The sequence below is a fragment of the Streptomyces sp. NPDC037401 genome (assembly GCF_055602345.1).
Map to the genome: position 1 here is coordinate 92,959 of NZ_JBVJWO010000027.1, position 19,097 is coordinate 112,055.

The window sequence follows — 19,097 nt, forward strand, 5'->3', positions numbered from 1 at the left end:
ACCGTTCGGCCCCCACCGAAATATCCCCCACCCAATATCCCTCACCGGATCTCACCGGATCTCACCGGATCTCACCGGATCACGCCTGTTCTCACCGGAGGATCGCGCGTTCGGCATCGATGCCCAGCAGCCCGTGCAGCGCGCGCTCGCCCTCGGGGGTCACCCTCACCGCCCGCTCCGACCCGATCCGCACGCACCATCCGCGCTCCAGCGCGTGCCGGCACAGCGCCGCCCCGGCCGCCCCCGCGAGGTGCGGGCGCCGCTCGGTCCAGTCCAGACAGCCGCGGGCCAGCGGCCGCCGCCCGCCGCGCGGCAGCGCGATGCCCTGCTCCCCGAACCACGCGAGCCCCGCGTCCGTCAGCGCGAAACCGGTGTCCTGGCGCAGCAGCGCCCGCTCCGTCAGCGCGTCGGTCACCGCGATGCCGAGCCGCCCGGCGAGGTGGTCGTAGCAGGTGCGGCCGCGGGCCAGCGCGCTGCGCACGCTCGCCTCGCGCAGGCTGCCGGGCGCCTGCTGCGGCGGCTCGGCGTGCCCCGCGAGGTCCTCCACGAGCTGGGCGACCCGCGGCCCGGCGAGCCGCACGTACCGGTGCCTGCCCTGGCGCTCCTCGGTCAGGATCCCGCCCTCGACGAGCTTGCTCAGGTGCTCGCTGGCGGTGGAGGCGGCGACCGAGGCGTACCGGGCGAGCTCCCCGGCGGTCCAGGCGCGGCCGTCCAGCAGGGCCAGGCAGAAGGCGGCGCGGGTCTCGTCGGCGAGCAGCCCGGCGAAGGCGGCGAGCCGGTGCCCGGGGCGTGTGGCGGCGGCAGCGTTCATGAGACCCATCCTGTGCCACGGATGCTTCGGCGCCCGCCGCACCGTCCCCGCGCTGCCCCGCCCCGGATGGGGCCGGGGGTGCGGGCGTACGGGAGAACGCGCGTGCCCCCGGCCGCGGGGCCGGGGGCACGGGGTGTGCGTCGCGTCAGGCGGACGCGGTCGTCAGCGCCGTCACCAGCACGGGGGTGACCTGCTCGACCTGCCACGGGCGGGCGCCGTACGAGACCAGGGCCTCGGTGACGGTGTCCGGGTCCACCCGCGCGGGCGGCTCCCAGCACAGCCGGCGGACGGTGTCCGGCGTGATCAGGTTCTCCTGCGGCAGGTGCAGGTCCTCCGCGAGCGCGGACACGGCGGCGCGGGCCGCCGACAGCCGGGCCGCGGCGAGCGGGTCCTTGTCCGCCCAGGAGCGCGGCGGCGGCGGCCCGGCCGGGGTCTGGCCGGGCTGCGGCAGCTCGTTCTCCGGCAGCGCCCTGGCCCGGTCGATCGCGGTCATCCACTGGTCCAGCTGGCGCCGTCCCACCCGCTGCCCGTAGCCGGGGAGCGCGGACAGGGCGTGCACGTTCAGGGGGAGCGCCAGGGCGGCTTCCACGATGGCCGCGTCACCGAGCACCTTGCCGGGTGACACGTCACGCCGCTGGGCGATGCGGTCGCGCGCGGTCCACAGTTCCCGTACGACCGCCATCTGCCGGCGCCGGCGCACCTTGTGCATCCCGGAGGTACGGCGCCACGGATCCTTGCGGGGCGGGGCGGGCGGGGCGGCGGCGATGGCGTCGAACTCCTGCCGGGCCCACTCCAGCTTCCCCTGCCGGTCCAGCTCCTTCTCCAGCGCGTCGCGCAGGTCCACCAGCAGCTCGACGTCCAGCGCGGCGTAGCGCAGCCAGGGCTCGGGCAGCGGACGGGTGGACCAGTCGACGGCGGAGTGGCCCTTCTCCAGGGCGTAGCCGAGCACGCTCTCGACCATCGCGCCCAGTCCGACGCGCGGGAAGCCGGCCAGCCGTCCCGCCAGTTCGGTGTCGAACAGGGAGGTGGGAACCATGCCTATTTCGCGCAGGCACGGCAGGTCCTGGGTCGCGGCGTGCAGAATCCACTCGGTGCCGGACAGGGCCTCGCCCAGTCCGGACAGATCGGGGCAGCCGACCGGGTCGACGAGAGCGGATCCGGCGCCTTCGCGGCGCAGCTGCACCAGGTAGGCGCGCTGGCCGTAGCGGTAGCCGGAGGCGCGTTCGGCGTCGACGGCGACGGGTCCGGTGCCCGCGGCGAAGGCCGCGATCACCTGGGCGAGGGCTTCCTCGTCGGCGACCACCGGGGGGATCCCCTCGCGGGGCTCGAGCAACGGAATCGGCAGCCCGTCGGACTGAACAACGGCGTCGTCCGGGGGGCCGCCCCCGGTGGTGGTGCGCAGTTCTGCTGCGGTCTCTTGGGCGTCGGTCACCTGTCAAGGGTATCCGTGCAAACGACGCGCCCGTCGCCGGAACGTTCCGTCGACGGGCGTGATCGGTATGTACGGCTGTCGCCGTGTGTATTCCGGCCGTTCGAGAGGGCCGGACCGGCCTGCCCTGCCGGGGGCCGGGCCCCGGCTCAGGCAGGTCCCCGGTTCAGTGGATGATCCCCGTGCGCAGGGCGACCGCCACCATGCCGGCGCGGTCCCCGGTGCCCAGCTTGCGGGCGATCCGGGCGAGGTGGGACTTGACGGTGAGGGCGGACAGGCCCATCGAGACTCCGATGGCCTTGTTGGACTGGCCCTCGGCCACGAGGCGCAGGACCTCGACCTCGCGGCCGGAGAGCTCCCGGTAGCCGCCCGGGTGGCTCGGGGCACCCGGGGGGCGGCGGTGCATACGGGCGGCGGCCGACCCGATGGGGGCGGCGCCGGGCCGGCTCGGCAGCCCGATGTTGGTGCGGGTGCCGGTGACGACGTAGCCCTTGACCCCGCCCGCGAGGGCGTTGCGGACCGCGCCGATGTCGTCGGCGGCGGAGAGGGCCAGGCCGTTCGGCCAGCCCGCCGCCCTGGTCTCGGAGAGCAGGGTGAGACCGGAACCGTCGGGCAGGTGGACGTCGGCCACGCAGATGTCGCGCGGGTTGCCGACGCGGGGACGGGCCTCCGCGATGGACGACGCCTCGATCACGTCACGGACTCCGAGGGCCCACAGATGGCGGGTCACGGTGGAACGGACGCGCGGGTCGGCCACGACGACCATGGCCGTCGGCTTGTTCGGGCGGTAGGCGACCAGGCTTGCGGGCTGCTCGAGAAGAACGGACACCTAGGCCTCCTGGGGGAGTGGCGGGACGGCCGGCTCGGGGAAGAAGCCGGTGCGAACCGTGCGGATGGTCACTGACTCCTTCGGCACGTCACCCACCCGGCTTTAGGGAATGATCACGATTTGGTGAGTAACAATTCGGGCAATTCGGACACGCGATCGATCAGGTGGTGATCGGAAGCCCGTAACGGTCGTGTCGTTTTGACGCTCCGTTACGGGCTTCATTGGTCCGCCACCGACCATTTCCGACATGTCGGGTGGTCTGGGTGATCCGGTGGGCGTCCGCCCGGGTCCGCGTGAGGCCGCGCGAGGCCGCCTCGGTCTGCGTGAAGCCTTCCCTACGGGTGGTGCGGGCCGCGCCGCTGTGGCAGGGAGACCACGGCCGTGTCCGCGGGCCCGGCCGGCGGCAGCCCCGCCACCTGGCACAGCAATTCGCACCACGCCGACAGGTGGGCCGCCGTGTCCGGGACCCCGCCCGTGCCCTCGCGCGGCGTCCAGGAGGCGCGGATCTCGATCTGCGTCGCCGGCCTGCGCTCCGACAGCCCGCCGAAGTAGTGCGAGCTCGCCCGCGTCACGGTCCCGCTCGCCTCGCCGTACGCCAGCCCGCGTGCGTCCAGCGCCCCCGTCAGCCACGACCAGCAGACCTCCGGCAGGAGGGGGTCCGCGGCCATCTCCGGCTCCAGTTCCGCCCGTACGAGCGTCACCAGCCGGAAAGTGCCGTGCCAGGCGTCGTGCCCGGCCGGGTCGTGCAGGAGGATGAGCCGGCCGTCGGCGAGGTCGTCCTCGCCCTCCACGACCGCCGCCTCCAGCGCGTACGCGTGCGGCGCGAGCCGCTGCGGCGGCCTGGTGGGGTCGATCTCGATCCCCGGGCGCAGGCGCGCTTTCCTCAAGCCGTCGACCGCCCGCCGGAACGGGAGCGGGACGGAGCTCTCCTTCACGCTGTCCGTACCGTCAGCGCCATCTGAAAATCGTCCCTGAGCCGCAGCCATGCGGGGAAGACTAGGCGGAAGAAGGCCCCGTTCAGCGCAGGGACACCCGGCCCGGGGCGGCCACTTCTTCATACGTGCGAAGATTTGGGTCGTGAGTGCCAACGACAGCCCCAAGGGCCAGCCGAGCCAGACGTACGATTCCGCCTTCCTCAAGGCGTGCCGGCGCGAGCCGGTCCCGCACACGCCGGTGTGGTTCATGCGCCAGGCGGGGCGCTCACTCCCCGAGTACCGCAAGGTCCGCGAGGGCACCGCGATGCTGGAGTCCTGCATGCGGCCCGACCTGGTCACCGAGATCACGCTGCAGCCCGTGCGCCGCCACAACGTCGACGCGGCGATCTTCTTCAGCGACATCGTGGTCCCGCTCAAGGCCATCGGCATCGACCTGGACATCAAGCCGGGCATCGGCCCGGTCGTCGCCCAGCCGATCCGCCGCCGCGAGGACCTCGCACAGCTGCGCGACCTCACCCCCGAGGACGTCTCGTACGTCACCGAGGCGATCGGCATGCTCACGGGTGAACTCGGCGGCACGCCGTTGATCGGCTTCGCCGGTGCGCCTTTCACCCTCGCGAGCTACCTCGTCGAGGGCGGACCGTCGCGCAACCACGAGCACACCAAGGCGCTCATGTACGGCGACCCGCAGCTGTGGGCCGACCTGCTGGACCGCCTCGCCGAGATCACCTCCGCCTTCCTCAAGGTGCAGATCGAGGCTGGCGTCTCCGCGGTGCAGCTCTTCGACTCCTGGGTCGGCGCGCTCGCCCCGGCCGACTACCGCCGCTCGGTGATGCCGGCGTCCGCGAAGGTCTTCGAGTCCGTCGCGTCGTACGGCGTCCCGCGCATCCACTTCGGCGTCGGCACCGGCGAACTGCTCGGCCTGATGGGCGAGGCGGGCGCGGACGTCGTCGGCGTCGACTGGCGCATCCCGCTGGACGAGGCCGCCCGCCGGGTCGGCCCGGGCAAGGCGCTCCAGGGCAACCTGGACCCGGCCGTGCTCTTCTCCACCCGGGAGGCCGTCGAGGCCAAGACGGACGAGGTCCTCGCGGCCGCGGCCGGGCTGGAGGGCCACGTCTTCAACCTCGGCCACGGCGTCCTGCCGACCACCGACCCCGAGGCCCTGACCCGCCTCGTGGACTACGTCCACACCAAGACGCAGCGCTAGCGGTCCGGGACCCCGCGGGGCGCCCCCACCCCGCCCCTTCCCGAAACCGGGGCTCCGCCCCGGACCCCGCGCCTCAAACGCCGGCGAGGCCGGATTCGCGCAGCGAATTCCGGCCCGCGCGGCGTTTGAGCGCACCGGCGCGGAGCGCCGGTCCCGGTCCGGTCGGAGCCCGGGGAACGGGGGAAGGGCGGGCAGGGGACGGTCCCGCAGAGGTCAGACCCCCGCGGCCCGCACCGCCGACACGGCCTTGCGGGCGGCGACCAGGACCGGGTCCCAGACCGGCGAGAACGGCGGGGCGTAGCCCAGGTCCAGCGCCACCACCTGCTCCACCGTCATCCCCGCCGTCAGCGCCACCGCCGCGATGTCCACGCGCTTGGCCGACCCCGGGCCGCCGACGATCTGCACGCCCAGCAGCCGCCCGGTGCGCCGCTCGGCCAGTATCTTGACCGTCATCTCCGCCGCGCCGGGGTAGTAGCCCGCGGTGTTCGTCGAGCGGATCGTGGCCGTCACGAAGCGCAGCCCGACCGCCAGGGCGTCCTTCTCCCGCAGCCCGGTGCGCGCGATCTCCAGGTCGCAGACCTTGCTGACGGCCGTGCCCACCACCCCGGGGAAGGTGGCGTAGCCGCCGCCCACCCCCGAACCGATCACCTGGCCGTGCTTGTTGGCGTGGGTGCCCAGCGGGATGTGCCGCGTGCGTCCGGAGACCAGGTCCAGCACCTCGACGCAGTCGCCGCCCGCCCAGACGTTCCCGTGGCCCCGTACCCGCATCGACAGGTCGGTCAGCAGGCCGCCCGTGTCGCCGAGCGGCAGCCCGGCGGCCCGGGCCAGCGCGGTGCGCGGCTCGACGCCGATGCCGAGGACCACCACGTCCGCCGGGTACTCCCGCCCGTCCGCGGTGGTCACGGCCCGCGCGCGGCCCGCGTCGTCGGTCAGGATCCCCGTCGCCTCGGCGCCGGCCACGGTCCGGATGCCCATCGCGTTCATCGCGGTGTGCACCAGGCCGCCCATGTCCGGGTCGAGGGTCGCCATGGGCTGCTCGCCGCGGTGCAGGACGGTGACCTCGTAGCCCCGGCCCACGAGCGCCTCGGCCATCTCGACGCCGATGTACCCGGCGCCGACCACGACCGCGCGCCGCGGGCCCTCGTGCCGCTCCCGGCCCTCCGGTTTCTCCACCGTCTCCAGCGTCTCCAGCAGGGCCTGCCCGTCGTCCAGGGTCTGCACCCCGTGGACGCCGCGCGCGCCGATCCCGGGGAGCCGGGGGCGCACCGGGCGCGCGCCGGTGGCCAGCACCAGCTTGTCGAAGCCCGTCCAGGACTCGGCACCGGAGTCCAGATCGCGGGCGCGGACGCGACCGCCCGGCACGTCCAGCTCCACCACCTCGGTCCGGGTCCGCAGGTCGATCCCGCGGGCCCGGTGCTCCTCGGGGGTACGGGCGATCAGGTCGTCCCGGGCGGGCACCGCCCCGCCGATCCAGTACGGGATCCCGCACGCGGAGTACGAGGTGAAATGTGACCGTTCAAATGCCACGATCTCCAGTTCACCGGCCCCCTTGAGCCGCCGCGCCTGCGATGCGGCGGACATGCCCGCCGCATCGCCCCCGACGACCACCAGTCGTTCCGCTGCCATCCGCCGTCCCGTCCCTCCGCCGCCCGCCGTACTCCTGGGGGACCCAAGCTACGACGGTCCGGCGGTTCAGTCCCCGGGGACGGCCCGGGGGGCGCCCTCGCCGTCCGCGTCGGGCGCAGCCCCGGACGCGCCGTGGGGTCCCGCCTGGACGGGCACCGGCGCCTGCGGCGGAGCGGGAGCGGCGGCAGCGTCCGGCCCGGTCACCCGTACCGCGGGCTCCTGCTTCGCCAGCCGCAGCCTGCGGTACACCCGCCGGGCCGGAACCCACAGGACCAGCAGCAGCCCGGCCGTCACGAGGAACGGCAGCAGCGCGCCGAACACCAGCGTGATCCACCGCGCCACGGCCACGAGCACCGACCAGCCGCCCGACAGCGCGTCCGTGAAGCCGGGTTCGGCCTCCTTCTCCTCCACCTCCACCGGTGCGGGCTCGGAGATCGACAGGGTGATCGTCGCCAGCGCGGTCCGGTCCTTGAGCGACTCCTGCTGCGCGAGCAGCGCCTCCAGCTCCGACTGACGCCTGCTCAGTTCCCCTTCCAGCATGACCACATCGCTCAGCGCCGAGGCCCGCTCCATCATCTCCCGCACCCGCACCACGCTGGCCTGCTGCGATTTGATCCGGCTCTCGACGTCCACCACCTGCTTGGTGACGTCCTGCGCGTCGACCTTGCGGTTCAGCAGCTTCCCGCTGCCCTCCAGCGAGCCCAGCACGCCGTCGAAGCGCTCGGTCGGCACCCGCAGGGTCAGCTCCGAGACCATGCCGCCGGCCCCGTCCCGGTGCGTGGACTCGTTGCCCACGTACCCGCCCGCGTCCACCGCCGTCCGCCGCGCCGCCGCGAGCGCGCTCTGCGCGCTCTTCGCCTCGATCCCGAGCGAGGCCGTCCGGATGATGTGGGCGCGTACGGCCGGCGGCCTGGCGGCCGCCGTGCCGGGCGCCACGGCCGCCGAGCCCTTCGCCCCAGGGGCGCCGGCCCGGTCGGCCTGGTCGGCCGCCTCCGGCGCCGCCGCCCCCGCGTCGGCCTTGCCCGACAAGTCGTTCGAGCCGGCGCTGCAGCCGGTGAGCGCGAGCGCCGCCGCGAGCGACAGGCCCGCGAGGGCGGTTGCCGTACGCCGTCGTGCGGTGCTCTGCCGAAGGGTGCGCTCGCCGGTGGGCCGGGTGGTGCGCGTTGTTCGCATGGGCTGCCCCCGAGGTGTGTTCGTGCTCGATGCGTGCTGGTGCTGGTTGGACGTGCCGTCCCCCGCCCGGGGTTGCCGTCCTGCGGTCCCGAACCGGTCACGTTCAGGCCTCGTTACGGGAAATGAGACGATGAACCCATGCGAGAAGCGGACACGAGTGCGGAGCGGGCGGGCATGGACGGCCGCAGCGGCGGTGCCGGCCAGGGCGGCCGCGGCCGGCGCGTGCTCGTGATCGGCGGCGGCGTCGCCGGTCTCGCCGCCGCCCACCGGCTGCTCGGCTCCGGCGCCCGGGTGACCCTGCTGGAGGCCTCGGGCCGCCTCGGCGGAAAGCTGTACGCCGGTGAACTCGCCGGTGCCCCGGTCGACCTCGGCGCCGAGTCCCTGCTCGCCCGCCGCCCCGAAGCCGTCGCGCTCGCCCGCGCCGTCGGCCTCGGTGACGCGCTCCAGCCGCCCGCCACCGCCACCGCCACGCTGTGGACGCGCGGCGCGCTGCGCCCCATGCCCACCGGACACGTCATGGGCGTCCCCGGCGACCTCGGCCCGCTCGCCGCCTCCGGTGTCCTGACGGACGAAGGCCTGCGCCGCACCGCCCGCGACGCCGAACTCCCCGCCACCGAGGTCGGCGAGGACATCGCCGTGGGCGAGTACGTCGCCGCCCGCCTCGGCCGCGAGGTCGTCGACCGGCTCGTCGAACCGCTGCTCGGCGGGGTGTACGCCGGCGACGCCTACCGCATCTCGATGCGCGCCGCCGTGCCCGGGCTCTTCGAGGCCGCCCGCACCCACCGCACCCTCGGCGAGGGGGTGCGCGAAATCCAGCGCGCGGCCGCCGCCGCCCCGCAGGCCGCCGGGCCCGTCTTCCAGGGCATCGCCGGCGGCATCGGCCGGCTGCCGCTCGCCGTGGCCGGGGCGTGCCGCGCCGCCGGGGCCGACCTGCGCACCGGCACCGAGGTGCGCGAGCTGCTGCGGACCGCGGACGGCTGGCGGGCGGTGACCGGGTCGGGCGAGGTCCTGGACGCCGACGCCGTGGTGCTCGCCACCCCCGCCGGGCCCGCCGCCCGGCTGCTGGCAGGGGCCGCCCCGGCCGCCGCCGCGGAGCTGCGGACCGTGGAGTACGCCTCGATGGCGCTGGTCACCATGGCCTTCCGGCGCTCCGGCCTGCCCGGCGCGCTCACCGCTCCCGGCGCCGGCAGCGGCTTCCTCGTACCGCCCGTGGACGGGCGCACCATCAAGGCGTCCACCTTCTCCAGCAACAAGTGGGGCTGGGTCGGCCAGGACGACCCGGAGCTGTTCCTGCTGCGCACGTCGGTGGGGCGGCACGGCGACGAGGGCGACCTGAAGCGGGAGGACGCCGGGCTGGTCGAGGTCTCCCTCAAGGACCTCGGCGAGGCCGTGGGCCTGGCCGCCCGGCCGGTCGCCTCCGCCGTCACCCGATGGGACGGCGGACTGCCCCAGTACCCGGTCGGCCACCTGGCCCGGGTCGCCCGCATCCGGGCCGCCGTGGCCGCTCTGCCGGGACTCGAAGTGTGCGGTGCACTCTACGACGGCGTGGGTGTCCCGGCCGTGATCGGGAGCGCGTGGACCGCGGCGGACGGGATCTTGGGCACCCTGGCGAAGAGCACGGATTCGGACACGGGACAATAGGAACATGACTGCACCTGAGAAGATCCCCAACGCAGGGAAGAAGGCCAAGGACCTCAACGAGGTCATCCGCTACACCCTGTGGTCTGTCTTCAAGCTCCGCGACGTGCTCCCCGACGACGGCACGGTCCGCGCCGGCTACGCCGACGAGGTGCAGGAGCTGTTCGACCGGCTCGCGGACAAGGACGTCACCGTCCGCGGCACGTACGACCTCTCCGGTCTGCGCGCCGACGCCGACGTGATGATCTGGTGGCACGCGGAGACCTCCGACGAGCTGCAGGACGCCTACAACCTCTTCCGCCGCACCAAGCTGGGCCGCGCGCTGGAGCCGGTGTGGTCCAACATGGCCCTGCACCGCCCCGCCGAGTTCAACAAGTCCCACATCCCGGCCTTCCTGGCCGACGAGGTGGCCCGCGACTACGTCAGCGTGTACCCGTTCGTGCGCTCGTACGACTGGTACCTGCTCCCCGACGAGGACCGCCGCCGGATGCTCGCGGACCACGGCAAGATGGCCCGCGGCTTCCCGGACGTCCGCGCCAACACCGTCGCCTCCTTCTCGCTCGGCGACTACGAGTGGCTGCTCGCCTTCGAGGCGGACGAGCTCCACCGCATCGTGGACCTCATGCGCCACCTGCGCGCCTCCGAGGCCCGCATGCACGTCCGGGAAGAGGTCCCCTTCTTCACCGGCCGCCGCAAGTCCGTCGCCGACCTGGTGGCAGGACTCGCCTGAGACCTCCCCTGGGGGGACGGGCCGGAGGACCACTCGTGACACGGGGTGGCCTCCGGCGGATCGGGAGGCCCTGCCCCCGAAACGACGCAGCCGGACCCCGCCCGGAAGTTCAGACGCCCGGCGGCAGCACGCCCTTGCCCTGCGAGAGTGCTGCCGCCCGGTGGTCCAGCGACACCGGTGCGGGCTCCGGATGCGGCGCACATGTGACACGCCACCCTGCAATGTGACCGGTGAGCAGGTACCGCTCCACGTGCCGGTCCACACAGGCGTTCCGACCGCCCGCGACCCCGTGGGCGCCCGCACGCACCTCGGTGACGAGCGCGGAGCCGTGCAGTCTCCGCTGCAGTTCGAGCGCCCCGGCGTACGGGGTCGCCGCGTCGCGTTCCGCCGCCACGATCAGGGTGTGCGGGAGCGCCCCCGCCCGGGTGCGGACGTCCACCGGCCGCTGCCGGGGCCCGGCGGGCCAGGAGGCGCACGGCAGGTTCGTCCAGACGTTGCCCCAGGTCTCGAACGGCGCCCGGCGCGCCAGGGCGGTGTTGTCCCGGTCCCAGGTCCGCCAGTCGGCCGGCCAGGGCGCGTCGTTGCACAGCACCGCCGTGTAGACGGCCATCGCGTTCTCGTCCGCGGCCGCCGTGTCCGGGTCCGGCGCGGCCTGTGCGACGAGCGGAAACGGATTCCCGCGGAGGAAGGCGCCGAGCGCCGCGGCCCGCGGGGCCCAGGAGTCGTCGTCGTACGCCGTCGTGAGGTAAGCCGACTGGAGTTCGCCCGTGCCGACCAGCCCGCCGGCCGGCCTGCGCGCCACGGCCGCCCGCACCTTCTCGTAACTCCCCTGGACGGCACGCGCGGTGGTGCCCAGCCCGTAGGAGGCGTGGTGCCGGGCCGCCCAGGTACGGAAGTCCAGCCAGCGCCGCTCGAAGGCGAGCGACTGGTCGAGGTTGTTGCCGTACCAGACCCGCCGCGGGTCGGGGTTGACCGCCGAGTCGAAGACCATCCGCCGCACCCGCCCGGGGAAGAGGGTCGCGTACACCGCACCGAAGTACGTGCCGTACGACGCCCCCGCGAAGTTCAGCTTCCGGTCGCCCAGCGCGGCCCGCAGCACGTCGAGGTCGCGGGCGTTGTTCAGCGTCGTGTAGTGGCGCAGGGCCGCGCCCGCGCGCCGGGCGCAGCCGCGGGCGTACGCCTGCGCCTCCGTGATCCGCGTCTTCTTGTGCGCCGCGGTCGGGTGGGTCTGGACCTGGGTGGGCGCCTTCGCGAACCGGGCCGGCTCCTGGCAGGACAGCGGCGCGGACCGCCCGACCCCGCGCGGGGCGTAACCGACCAGGTCGTAGGCCGCCGCGACGCGCCGCCACGCCGGGAGTCCGCCCAGGGCCGGGAAGTACATGCCGGAGCCCCCGGGGCCGCCCGGGTTGTAGACGAGGGAGCCCTGCCGCCCGGAGCGCGGTCCGGTGGCCGGGACCCGGCTGACGGCCAGCGTGATCTGCCGCCCGCCGGGGGCGGCGTAGTCGAGGGGCACCCGCAGCAGCGCGCAGCGGACCCGGGCGGGCAGCTCCTCGGAGGCGGGGCAGGAGCCGAAGACGAGGCCGGCGGCGGCCGCCCGGCGGGCGGCCGCTTCGGTGCCGGCCCGCTCCGCGGCGGTCTGCCCGGCGGGGCCGGCGGCGTCCGCCGCCCGGGCGGGGGCGCCGAGCGCGAGGGCCAGCGAGAGGACCAGGGCCAGGGACACCGGCACCGGCAGGGCCGTGGCGCCGGCCCCGCGACGTTCGCGCTTCCGCATCCCCGGCCTCTCGTCAGATCATCTGAGAACAGGGATGTTTGAGTGAATGTCAGGTGATGTAAAGGAACGGCCGCGGGTGTCGGGGGCCGGTGACCCCTTTGCGCGCGGACCGTCGCCCGTACGGACCTGCCCCGGACGGACCGCGGCGGCGGGTGCCGGGGTGCGCCGGGTCCGGCTGCGGCATCAGGAGCTGCTGCCGCAGCCGGACCCGGAGGAACTGCTGCCGCAGCCGGATCCCGACGAGCTGCTGCCGCAGCTCGACCCCGAGGATCCGCCGCAGCCCGACGACCCCGACGGCCCGCCGCAGCTCGCGCTGCCGCAGCTGTGTCCGGAGTCGCTGGTGGCGCACCACACCACCATGGCCGCCGCGGCCGTGTCGGAGTGGTGCGGCGGGCTGCCCGGGCCCGCCGCGGCGGCCGGCAACGGAGGGCCCGCGCGATGCACCCGCAGCAGTGGGTCCGGCACCTGGCGGGTGCCGAACAGCGCGACCTGCACCCGCGGGTCGGGTGAGCTCATGTGCGCGATGCGGTACGCGTTCAGGGCCTGCCGGCCCGCCGGGGTGATCCGCCGTACGGCCGCGGCGCGCAGCAGCGCGGCCGCCAACGCCCCGGCGAACCCGGCCGGCGCCACCATGAAGAAGAACAGCAGGGCCGAGGACGGGAGCGGGCCCGCCGAGGCGGCCCGTACGACCGTCACGGCGAAGGACAGCGGGAGCAGCAGCAGGCATCCCACCAGCTGCACGGTGGCGCGGCGCTTCCATGCGCCACCGCTGCCGGGTGCGGCCAGCAGCCCGCGGGCCGCCAGCACGTCGCCGGTCTCCTGGATCACCGGGTGTGCCATCGCGGTGCTCCGCAGCAGCTCCAGGGAGCCGTTCGGACCCTCGGCGTGCACGCCGAGCACGACCCGCTCGGCGGGGTCGGCGTTGTGGGTGCCGGGGCGGACCTGGACGATGCCGGGTCCTCCGATCATCATCCGGCCGTCGTAGCAGAGGCCGACGATGGCGGTGTCGACGACCAGCCGCGGGCCGCCCGCGAGGAAGGCGGCCTCGCTCAGGTCGTGGAGCGGCGGGAGCGGGCCGGCGACGGCCCGGGACCGGGTGATGCCGATCGCGAGGACGAGGGTCGAGGCGGCGATGGCCGCCCACAGGACCACGGCGAGGACGGTCATCGCGTCCACCTCCCGACGAGCGTACGGGCCCGGCGGTGCATGCGGCGGACGCGTCCGGGCGGTCTGGGGCCGGTCCGGTCCTGCCACCAGTGGGTGAGGTCACGGCGGGCTGCGGGATCCTGCGGCAGGCCGCCGACGAGCAGGTGCTCGGCGAAGTCGAGCGCGTCGCGGCGGTAGCCGCCGGTGAGGGGGCGGGTGCGGGCGTAGCCGAGGAAGGCGTCCCGGTAGCCGTCGCCCAGGAGGACGGGCAGCTCGGGGGCGACCTTGGCGACCACCTCGGCGCGCTTGGCGGCGAGCGCGCGGGCCTGGACCCCTACCCGCCGGGGGTCGAAGCCCTCGGGGACCGGGGTCCCGGCGACGAGCGCCGAGAGCAGGGCCGCCTGGGCCACTCCGAGCCGGGCCCGCGCGGCCTCGGTGCCGGTGCCGGCGGCGGGCTCGGTGCCGGTGTCGGCGGTGAGCGGGGCCGTGGGGGCGGCGGCGGTGAGCGGGGCGGCGGGCCTGGCGGCGGGCGCGGCCGCGGGCAGTGCGGCGCGGATCGCGGTCAGTTCGGCGGCCAGCTCCGCTTCCGGCGGGAACGCGTCGTCGCGCTCCAGCAGCACCCCCGGCGGATCCATCCGCTCCCCGAGCGCGGACAGCAGGTCCAGCACCTCGCGCGGCACCGGGTGGGAGTGGGTGTCGTGCCACACGCCGTTGCGCTCGACGCCGCCGGCGACGTGGACGTACGCCAGGGCGTCCGGCGGCAGCGCGTCCAGCACGGCGAGCGGGTCCTCCCCGCGGTTCACGCGGTTCGTGTGCAGGTTCGCCACGTCGACGAGCAGCCGTACGCCGGTGCGCTCCACCAGCTCCGCGAGGAACTGCCCCTCCGTCAGCTCCTCGCCGGGCCAGCAGACCAGCGCCGCGATGTTCTCCAGCGCCAGCGGCACCGGAAGGGCGTCCTGGGCGATGCGGACGTTGTCGCACAGCACGTCCAGCGCGTCCCGCGTCCGCGGGACCGGCAGCAGGTGACCGGCCTCCAGACGGGAGGAGGCGGTCAGTTCCCCTCCCGCCCGGACGAACGCGATGTGCTCCGTGACCAGCGGCGCGTCCAGCGCCACCGCGCGCTCGGCGAGGTCCGCCAGGCGCGCCGGGTCGGGCCGGTCCGCGCCGCCGAGGCCGAGCGAGACGCCGTGCGGGACGACGACCGTGCCCCGCGCGCGCAGGCGCAGCAGGGACTCGGGCAGATGGCCGGGGCAGAGGTTCTCGGCCACGGCCTCGACCCAGTCGAGGCCGGGCAGCCGCTCGACCGCCTCCGCGATCTCCGGCCGCCAGCCGATCCCCACCCCCAGGCGGTCCATGGGCTTCATGTGTCGTACCTCCCCCGATTCCGTGTGCCGGTGTGATGACCCCGCCGGCACCCGGTGAATCCAGGAAGGGGGACGTTCAGAGGAACATTTGAGGTTCCGCCGCGGCGGCGCGGATCACGCCGCCCGCAGCCGTCGGCGCAGCGCCGGGTGGTCGGCCACCACCGTGCAGGAACCGGGTGCGATCTCCGTGAAGCCGGCGTCCCGCACCACCGGCAGGCCGCTGCCCGAAAGCTCCGCCCACCGCTCGCGCGGGGCGGTGCGCACGGCCAGCCGGAAACCGGACTCCCGCCAGCGGGAGCGCTCGGCGCCGGTCAGCTCCCACCACGCGAGCTGGGCGCCGTGCCCGGCCTGGGCCATCGCCTTGCCCGCGGACATCTCCAGGTCCGGATTGAGCCACAGGACCGGGACCCCGTCCCCGGGCGGACCGGCCGGCTCCGGGTCGTCGAGGTCCGTACCGGACACCTGGAGCTTCGCCAGCTCCTTCGGCCAGCCGTCCAGCGGGACCGGAGGGAACACCCGCACCTGTGACATGTCACCGTGCACGGTGACACCCGGCAGTGTTCCCGCCTTGCGCCACTCGGCGCCGCGCGCCCGCCGCACCACCTTGCGGATCCGCGCATCCTGCCAGTTGCGCACCGCCTCGGCCCACTCGCCCTCGCCGTGCGCCCGCTCGTCGGCGAGCAGCACCAGCACCGCCCGCGCCGCGGTCTCCAGGGCGTCCGTGCGCGCCGGCGGTTCCGTCTTCTCGATCCGTACCACCAGCGGCAGGACGAACTGCGGTGCCTCGTCCCGGAAGCCGGCTCTCATGTCCTGACTGCTCATCCGGCCAAGTCTGCCAGCGCAGCGAGCTTCAGACTTCAGGAGGATGCCCGCGGCGCCCGTCCCGGGCGAGGATCACAGGATGAAGAGCGACCTCTTTGCCTCCGAGAACCTGGCCCAGCAGGCCACCGCACCGGGGATGACCCTGCAGAACGCCAAGTCCGTCAAATACACCGTCAACGGTGAAATGCTGGCCCGCCAGGGCTCGATGATCGCGTACCGCGGCAGCCTGCAGTTCGAACGCAAGGGCCAGGGCATCGGCGGGATGCTCAAGCGCGCCGTCACCGGCGAGGGCCTGCCGCTGATGGCGGTCCGCGGGCAGGGCGAGGCGTGGTTCGCCCACGAGGCCGCCAACTGCTTCATCATCGACATCGAGCACGGCGACGCGCTCACCATCAACGGCCGCAACGTCCTGTGCTTCGACCCGACGCTCTCCTACGAGATAAAGACGGTCAAGGGCGCCGGCATGACCGGCGGCGGGCTCTTCAACAGCGTCTTCACGGGCCACGGCAAGCTCGGCGTGATCTGTGACGGCAACCCGATCATCATCCCCGTCACCCCGCAGCTCCCCGTGTACGTCGACACCGACGCGGTCGTCGGCTGGAGCGCCCAGCTCACCACCGGCCTGCACCGCTCCCAGTCGGTGGGCTCGATGCTCCGCGGCGGCTCCGGGGAAGCCGTACAGCTGATGCTCCAGGGCGAGGGCTTCGTCATCGTCCGCCCGAGCGAGCTGACCGAGAAGGCGGCGACCAGCTGAACCGACCGGTGCGGGCCGCCGCCGCGGCCTGAGTACGCTCGTACGCATGGACGAAGACCAGTCGTACTGTCCCGCCCCGGCCGCCCCCGCCGCGCCCGCGGACGGACCGCCGTACGCCGACTGCCTGGAGTGCGGGAAGCCCACCGAATACGGGACGGCGACCCCGGGCGTGGTGCTGTGCCCGGTGTGCGAGTGGCAGGACGCCCAGCGCACCGCGTGCTCGGGCTGAGCCCGGCCGCGGGGCGCGCGGGCGTCACTTCCCGATGAGCTCGGACACCTTCACGAAGCGGTAGCCGCGCTTGCGCAGCTCCGGCACGATCCGCCGGATCGCCTGCTCGGTGACCGGCGCGGCGCTGCGGGTGCAGTGCATGACGACGACCGAGCCGGGCCGGACCCCGTCGATGACCTGCTCGGCGACCGCCGCGCCGTCCTTCGCGAAGGCGTCGCCGCTGACCACGTCCCACTGCACGGCTGTGACCTTGGCCGTGGACAGGGCGCGCAGTGCGTCGTCGTCGTAGCAGCCGCCGGGGAAGCGGAAGTACGGGACGACGTGGCGGGCCCCGGCCTTGCGGAAGGCCTCGAAGGCCCGGTCGACGTCGGCGCGGGCGGCGGCGCCGTCGAGCGCGGGCAGGCCGTAGCAGGGGCTCTTGAAGGCGTAGTGGCTGTAGGAGTGGTTCGCGATCTCGAAGTTCGGATCGGTGCCGATGGTCCGGGCCTGGTCCGGGTACTCCTCGGCCCACCGGCCGGTCATGAACACCGTCGACGGCACCTTCAGCTGCCGCAGGGCGGCGATCAGTTGCGGATTGTCGAAGCGCTCGCCGCGGGCGGCGCGCGGACCCTGGTCGGCGGTCATGTCGGCGTCGAAGGTCAGGGCGACCGTCTTGTCCGCCGTGCCCAGGGCCCGTTCGAAGACGGGGGTGAGCCCGGCGGGCCCGGGGGCCAGCGTGGGCGGCTTGGCGGCTTCGGCCGCCCGCGGCGGGGCGCTCTGCGGCGGGGCGGTCTGCTGCGGCGCCGTGGCCTGCGGGCCCGTGTGCCGGGGGGAGGCGCCGGCGGCGGGGCTCCCTGCCGGGCCGCCGGCCGTCGCGGCCCGGGGAGCCCGGTCCGCCGGGGTCTGCGCCGGACCGGTGCCGCCCCCGCATCCCGCGAGAGCAGCACCGAGAGTAGCCACGACGGCTACTTTTCGTACGGAAATGGTCACGCGGGAAACATATATGACTATGTGGCAAGCGTACGTGTGCCCCGCGGGTCAGCGCCGCCAGGGGCCGGTGACCGCGAACGTCGTCCCGGGGGTGTAGCAGTTCACATACATCACCGCACCGTCGGGGGAGAAGGTGACGCCCGCGAACTCTCCCCACTCCGGGGCCTCGGGGCTGCCCAGGTTCTGGGCGTTGCGGGCCACCGCGTACACCTCGCCGCGCCGCGTCACGCCGTACACGTGCTGGGCGCCGTCGCCGTCCTCGCACACCATCAGGCCGCCGCCGGGGGCGAGGCAGATGTTGTCGGGGGACTCGCCGGGCAGCCGGAGGTCGCTGGCCGGGCCGAAGGCGACGACCAGGGTGAGCCGGGCGCGCCGGGGCTCGTACTTCCACACCTGGCCGAAGTGGTCGCCGGCCGAGCCCTCCCGGCTGCGGGCGAAGCTGGAGACGAAGTACACCGCGCCGCCGCCCCAGTAGCAGCCCTCGAGCTTCTGGGCGTGCGTGATGCCGGCCGGGCCGAAGTCCTGGAGCCGGATGGGGGTGGTGACGGCGAGCGGGTCGGGTACGGGCACCCACTCGACGGGGAAGTGCGTGCCGGGCTCCCGTACGGCGGACAGGTCGGGGACGCCGGGGACGCGCATGGCCTCCAGGGCGCCCCCCGCGCGCAGCGACCCGGGTCCGCCGCGCGGCCGGTCGGGCAGGAAGCGGTAGAACAGCCCGAAGGGGCGGACGAACGCGTCCTCGGTCTCGTACACGATTCCGGTGTGCGGGTCGACGGCGACGGCCTCGTGGGCGAAGCGGCCCATCGCGGCCAGCGGGACGGCGCCCGAGCGGCGCGGGTCGGCGGGGTCGACCTCGAAGACGAAGCCGTGGTCCTTGGTGTAGCCCGCCGTGCCGGCCTTGTCCTCGGTCTCCTCGCAGGTCAGCCAGGTGCCCCAGGGCGTCGGGCCGCCCGCGCAGTTCACCGCGGTACCGGCCACGCCTACACGTTCACGTGTGACGTTGTTCCGTGCGTCGAGCTCCAGCACCGTGCACCCGCCCTTGGCGGCCGGGTCGTACGTCAGCCCCGTGACGGCGGGGACCCTCAGCTCGGCGGTCGCGCGGTTCTCGTGGTTGCGCACCAGCCGCACCCGGCCGCGGTCCGCGCGGAAGGCCGCCATGCCGTCGCAGTTCTGGGGGACCGGTCCCTCGCCCGAGCGCATCGGGTCGCCGGTGCGCGAGAGCACGCGGTACCGGAAGCCGCGGGGCAGGTCCAGCAGTCCGGCGGGGTCCGGTACGAGCGGTCCGTAGCCGCCCGTGCCCAGGCCCTGCGGTGCGGAGCTCGCCGTCCCGGCGAAGAGCTCGGCGAGTGCGCCGGTGAAGGCGACGGCGGCGACCGCGCCCGTACCGGAGAGGATCTGGCGTCTTGTTGCGGACATGAGGCAACTCCCTGCGGGGGCACCTCCCGCGGCCGAGGCCCACGGGATGAGGACAGGAAAGGGAACCCGCATTGGTACCACGCGTGTACGGCGCAGGGAACGACGCGTGCCGCAGTGCCCCGCATGTCGCACGGGGCTGCGGCACAGGGCGATGGGGTGGCGGGGGGGGGGGGGGGGGGGGGGGGGGGGGGGGGGGGGGGGGGGGGGGGGGGGGGGGGGGGGGGGGGGGGGGGGGGGGGGGGGGGGGG

The 19,097-nt window shown here is 74.7% G+C and carries 17 protein-coding genes; 5 read left to right on the forward strand and 12 right to left on the reverse strand.

Annotation, left to right across the window (positions count from 1 at the left end; translation table 11 throughout):
- Positions 1 to 91: 91 nt before the first annotated feature.
- The 4 genes from ACZ7H1_RS26255 to ACZ7H1_RS26270 form a co-directional block, all read right to left on the reverse strand.
- Positions 92 to 811, reverse strand: a complete 720-nt coding sequence (locus ACZ7H1_RS26255) for an ArsR/SmtB family transcription factor (RefSeq protein WP_470790219.1) — start codon at positions 809 to 811, stop codon at positions 92 to 94.
- A 145-nt stretch (positions 812 to 956) separates the two neighbouring features.
- On the reverse strand, positions 957 to 2,243 hold the full coding sequence (locus ACZ7H1_RS26260; protein WP_470790220.1) for an HRDC domain-containing protein: 1,287 nt from the start codon (positions 2,241 to 2,243) through the stop codon (positions 957 to 959).
- Positions 2,244 to 2,406: 163 nt separating this feature from the next.
- A complete protein-coding gene (locus tag ACZ7H1_RS26265) occupies positions 2,407 to 3,069 on the reverse strand; it encodes a response regulator transcription factor (protein WP_328968043.1) in 663 nt (220 codons plus the stop codon).
- A gap of 335 nt (positions 3,070 to 3,404) precedes the next feature.
- A complete protein-coding gene (locus ACZ7H1_RS26270; protein ID WP_470790221.1) occupies positions 3,405 to 4,055 on the reverse strand; it encodes a DUF3000 domain-containing protein in 651 nt (216 codons plus the stop codon).
- Positions 4,056 to 4,146: 91 nt separating this feature from the next.
- Between ACZ7H1_RS26270 and hemE the strand changes: the two genes are divergently transcribed.
- Positions 4,147 to 5,211: a uroporphyrinogen decarboxylase gene (gene hemE / locus ACZ7H1_RS26275; protein WP_470790222.1), complete on the forward strand. Its 1,065-nt coding sequence runs from the start codon at positions 4,147 to 4,149 to the stop codon at positions 5,209 to 5,211.
- Positions 5,212 to 5,424: 213 nt separating this feature from the next.
- On the opposite strand, the gene ACZ7H1_RS26280 is transcribed toward hemE, so the two are convergent.
- Together ACZ7H1_RS26280 and ACZ7H1_RS26285 are read right to left on the reverse strand one after the other, a co-directional pair.
- Positions 5,425 to 6,837 carry an FAD-dependent oxidoreductase gene (locus tag ACZ7H1_RS26280; protein WP_470790223.1) on the reverse strand — a complete coding sequence of 471 codons (1,413 nt, stop codon included), beginning with the start codon at positions 6,835 to 6,837 and terminating at the stop codon, positions 5,425 to 5,427.
- A 66-nt stretch (positions 6,838 to 6,903) separates the two neighbouring features.
- Positions 6,904 to 8,010, reverse strand: coding sequence for a DUF4349 domain-containing protein (locus tag ACZ7H1_RS26285; RefSeq protein WP_470790224.1), 1,107 nt, complete (start codon positions 8,008 to 8,010; stop codon positions 6,904 to 6,906).
- A 138-nt stretch (positions 8,011 to 8,148) separates the two neighbouring features.
- Here ACZ7H1_RS26285 and hemG point away from each other — a divergent pair, with 138 nt between their 5' ends.
- Both hemG and hemQ read left to right on the forward strand, forming a co-directional pair.
- Positions 8,149 to 9,651 (forward strand): protoporphyrinogen oxidase, encoded by a 1,503-nt coding sequence (gene hemG / locus ACZ7H1_RS26290; RefSeq protein ID WP_470790225.1) that lies wholly within the window; start codon positions 8,149 to 8,151, stop codon positions 9,649 to 9,651.
- A 4-nt stretch (positions 9,652 to 9,655) separates the two neighbouring features.
- Positions 9,656 to 10,378: a hydrogen peroxide-dependent heme synthase gene (gene hemQ, locus ACZ7H1_RS26295; RefSeq protein ID WP_470790226.1), complete on the forward strand. Its 723-nt coding sequence runs from the start codon at positions 9,656 to 9,658 to the stop codon at positions 10,376 to 10,378.
- Positions 10,379 to 10,487: 109 nt separating this feature from the next.
- Here the strand turns inward: hemQ and ACZ7H1_RS26300 are convergent, their stop codons facing one another.
- From ACZ7H1_RS26300 to ACZ7H1_RS26315, 4 genes are all read right to left on the reverse strand, one after another.
- Positions 10,488 to 12,149 carry an alpha/beta hydrolase gene (locus ACZ7H1_RS26300; protein WP_470790227.1) on the reverse strand — a complete coding sequence of 554 codons (1,662 nt, stop codon included), beginning with the start codon at positions 12,147 to 12,149 and terminating at the stop codon, positions 10,488 to 10,490.
- Between the two features lie 183 nt (positions 12,150 to 12,332).
- Positions 12,333 to 13,316, reverse strand: coding sequence for a TIGR04222 domain-containing membrane protein (locus tag ACZ7H1_RS26305; RefSeq protein ID WP_470790228.1), 984 nt, complete (start codon positions 13,314 to 13,316; stop codon positions 12,333 to 12,335).
- Positions 13,313 to 14,659: an MbnB/TglH/ChrH family RiPP precursor modification enzyme gene (locus tag ACZ7H1_RS26310; protein WP_470790229.1), complete on the reverse strand. Its 1,347-nt coding sequence runs from the start codon at positions 14,657 to 14,659 to the stop codon at positions 13,313 to 13,315. The genes ACZ7H1_RS26305 and ACZ7H1_RS26310 overlap by 4 nt, the downstream gene beginning before the upstream one ends.
- A gap of 114 nt (positions 14,660 to 14,773) precedes the next feature.
- Positions 14,774 to 15,481, reverse strand: a complete 708-nt coding sequence (locus ACZ7H1_RS26315) for an aminoacyl-tRNA hydrolase (RefSeq protein ID WP_470790230.1) — start codon at positions 15,479 to 15,481, stop codon at positions 14,774 to 14,776.
- A gap of 79 nt (positions 15,482 to 15,560) precedes the next feature.
- Between ACZ7H1_RS26315 and ACZ7H1_RS26320 the strand changes: the two genes are divergently transcribed.
- Complete coding sequence (locus tag ACZ7H1_RS26320; protein WP_470790231.1) at positions 15,561 to 16,235, forward strand: AIM24 family protein; 675 nt, start codon at positions 15,561 to 15,563, stop codon at positions 16,233 to 16,235.
- Between the two features lie 46 nt (positions 16,236 to 16,281).
- On the forward strand, positions 16,282 to 16,464 hold the full coding sequence (locus tag ACZ7H1_RS26325; protein ID WP_470790232.1) for a hypothetical protein: 183 nt from the start codon (positions 16,282 to 16,284) through the stop codon (positions 16,462 to 16,464).
- A 24-nt stretch (positions 16,465 to 16,488) separates the two neighbouring features.
- Here ACZ7H1_RS26325 and ACZ7H1_RS26330 read toward each other — a convergent pair whose 3' ends face one another.
- Together ACZ7H1_RS26330 and ACZ7H1_RS26335 are read right to left on the reverse strand one after the other, a co-directional pair.
- Positions 16,489 to 17,403, reverse strand: coding sequence for a polysaccharide deacetylase family protein (locus ACZ7H1_RS26330; protein WP_470790233.1), 915 nt, complete (start codon positions 17,401 to 17,403; stop codon positions 16,489 to 16,491).
- Positions 17,404 to 17,481: 78 nt separating this feature from the next.
- Positions 17,482 to 18,849, reverse strand: coding sequence for an alkaline phosphatase PhoX (locus ACZ7H1_RS26335; RefSeq protein WP_470790234.1), 1,368 nt, complete (start codon positions 18,847 to 18,849; stop codon positions 17,482 to 17,484).
- Positions 18,850 to 19,097 lie beyond the last annotated feature (248 nt).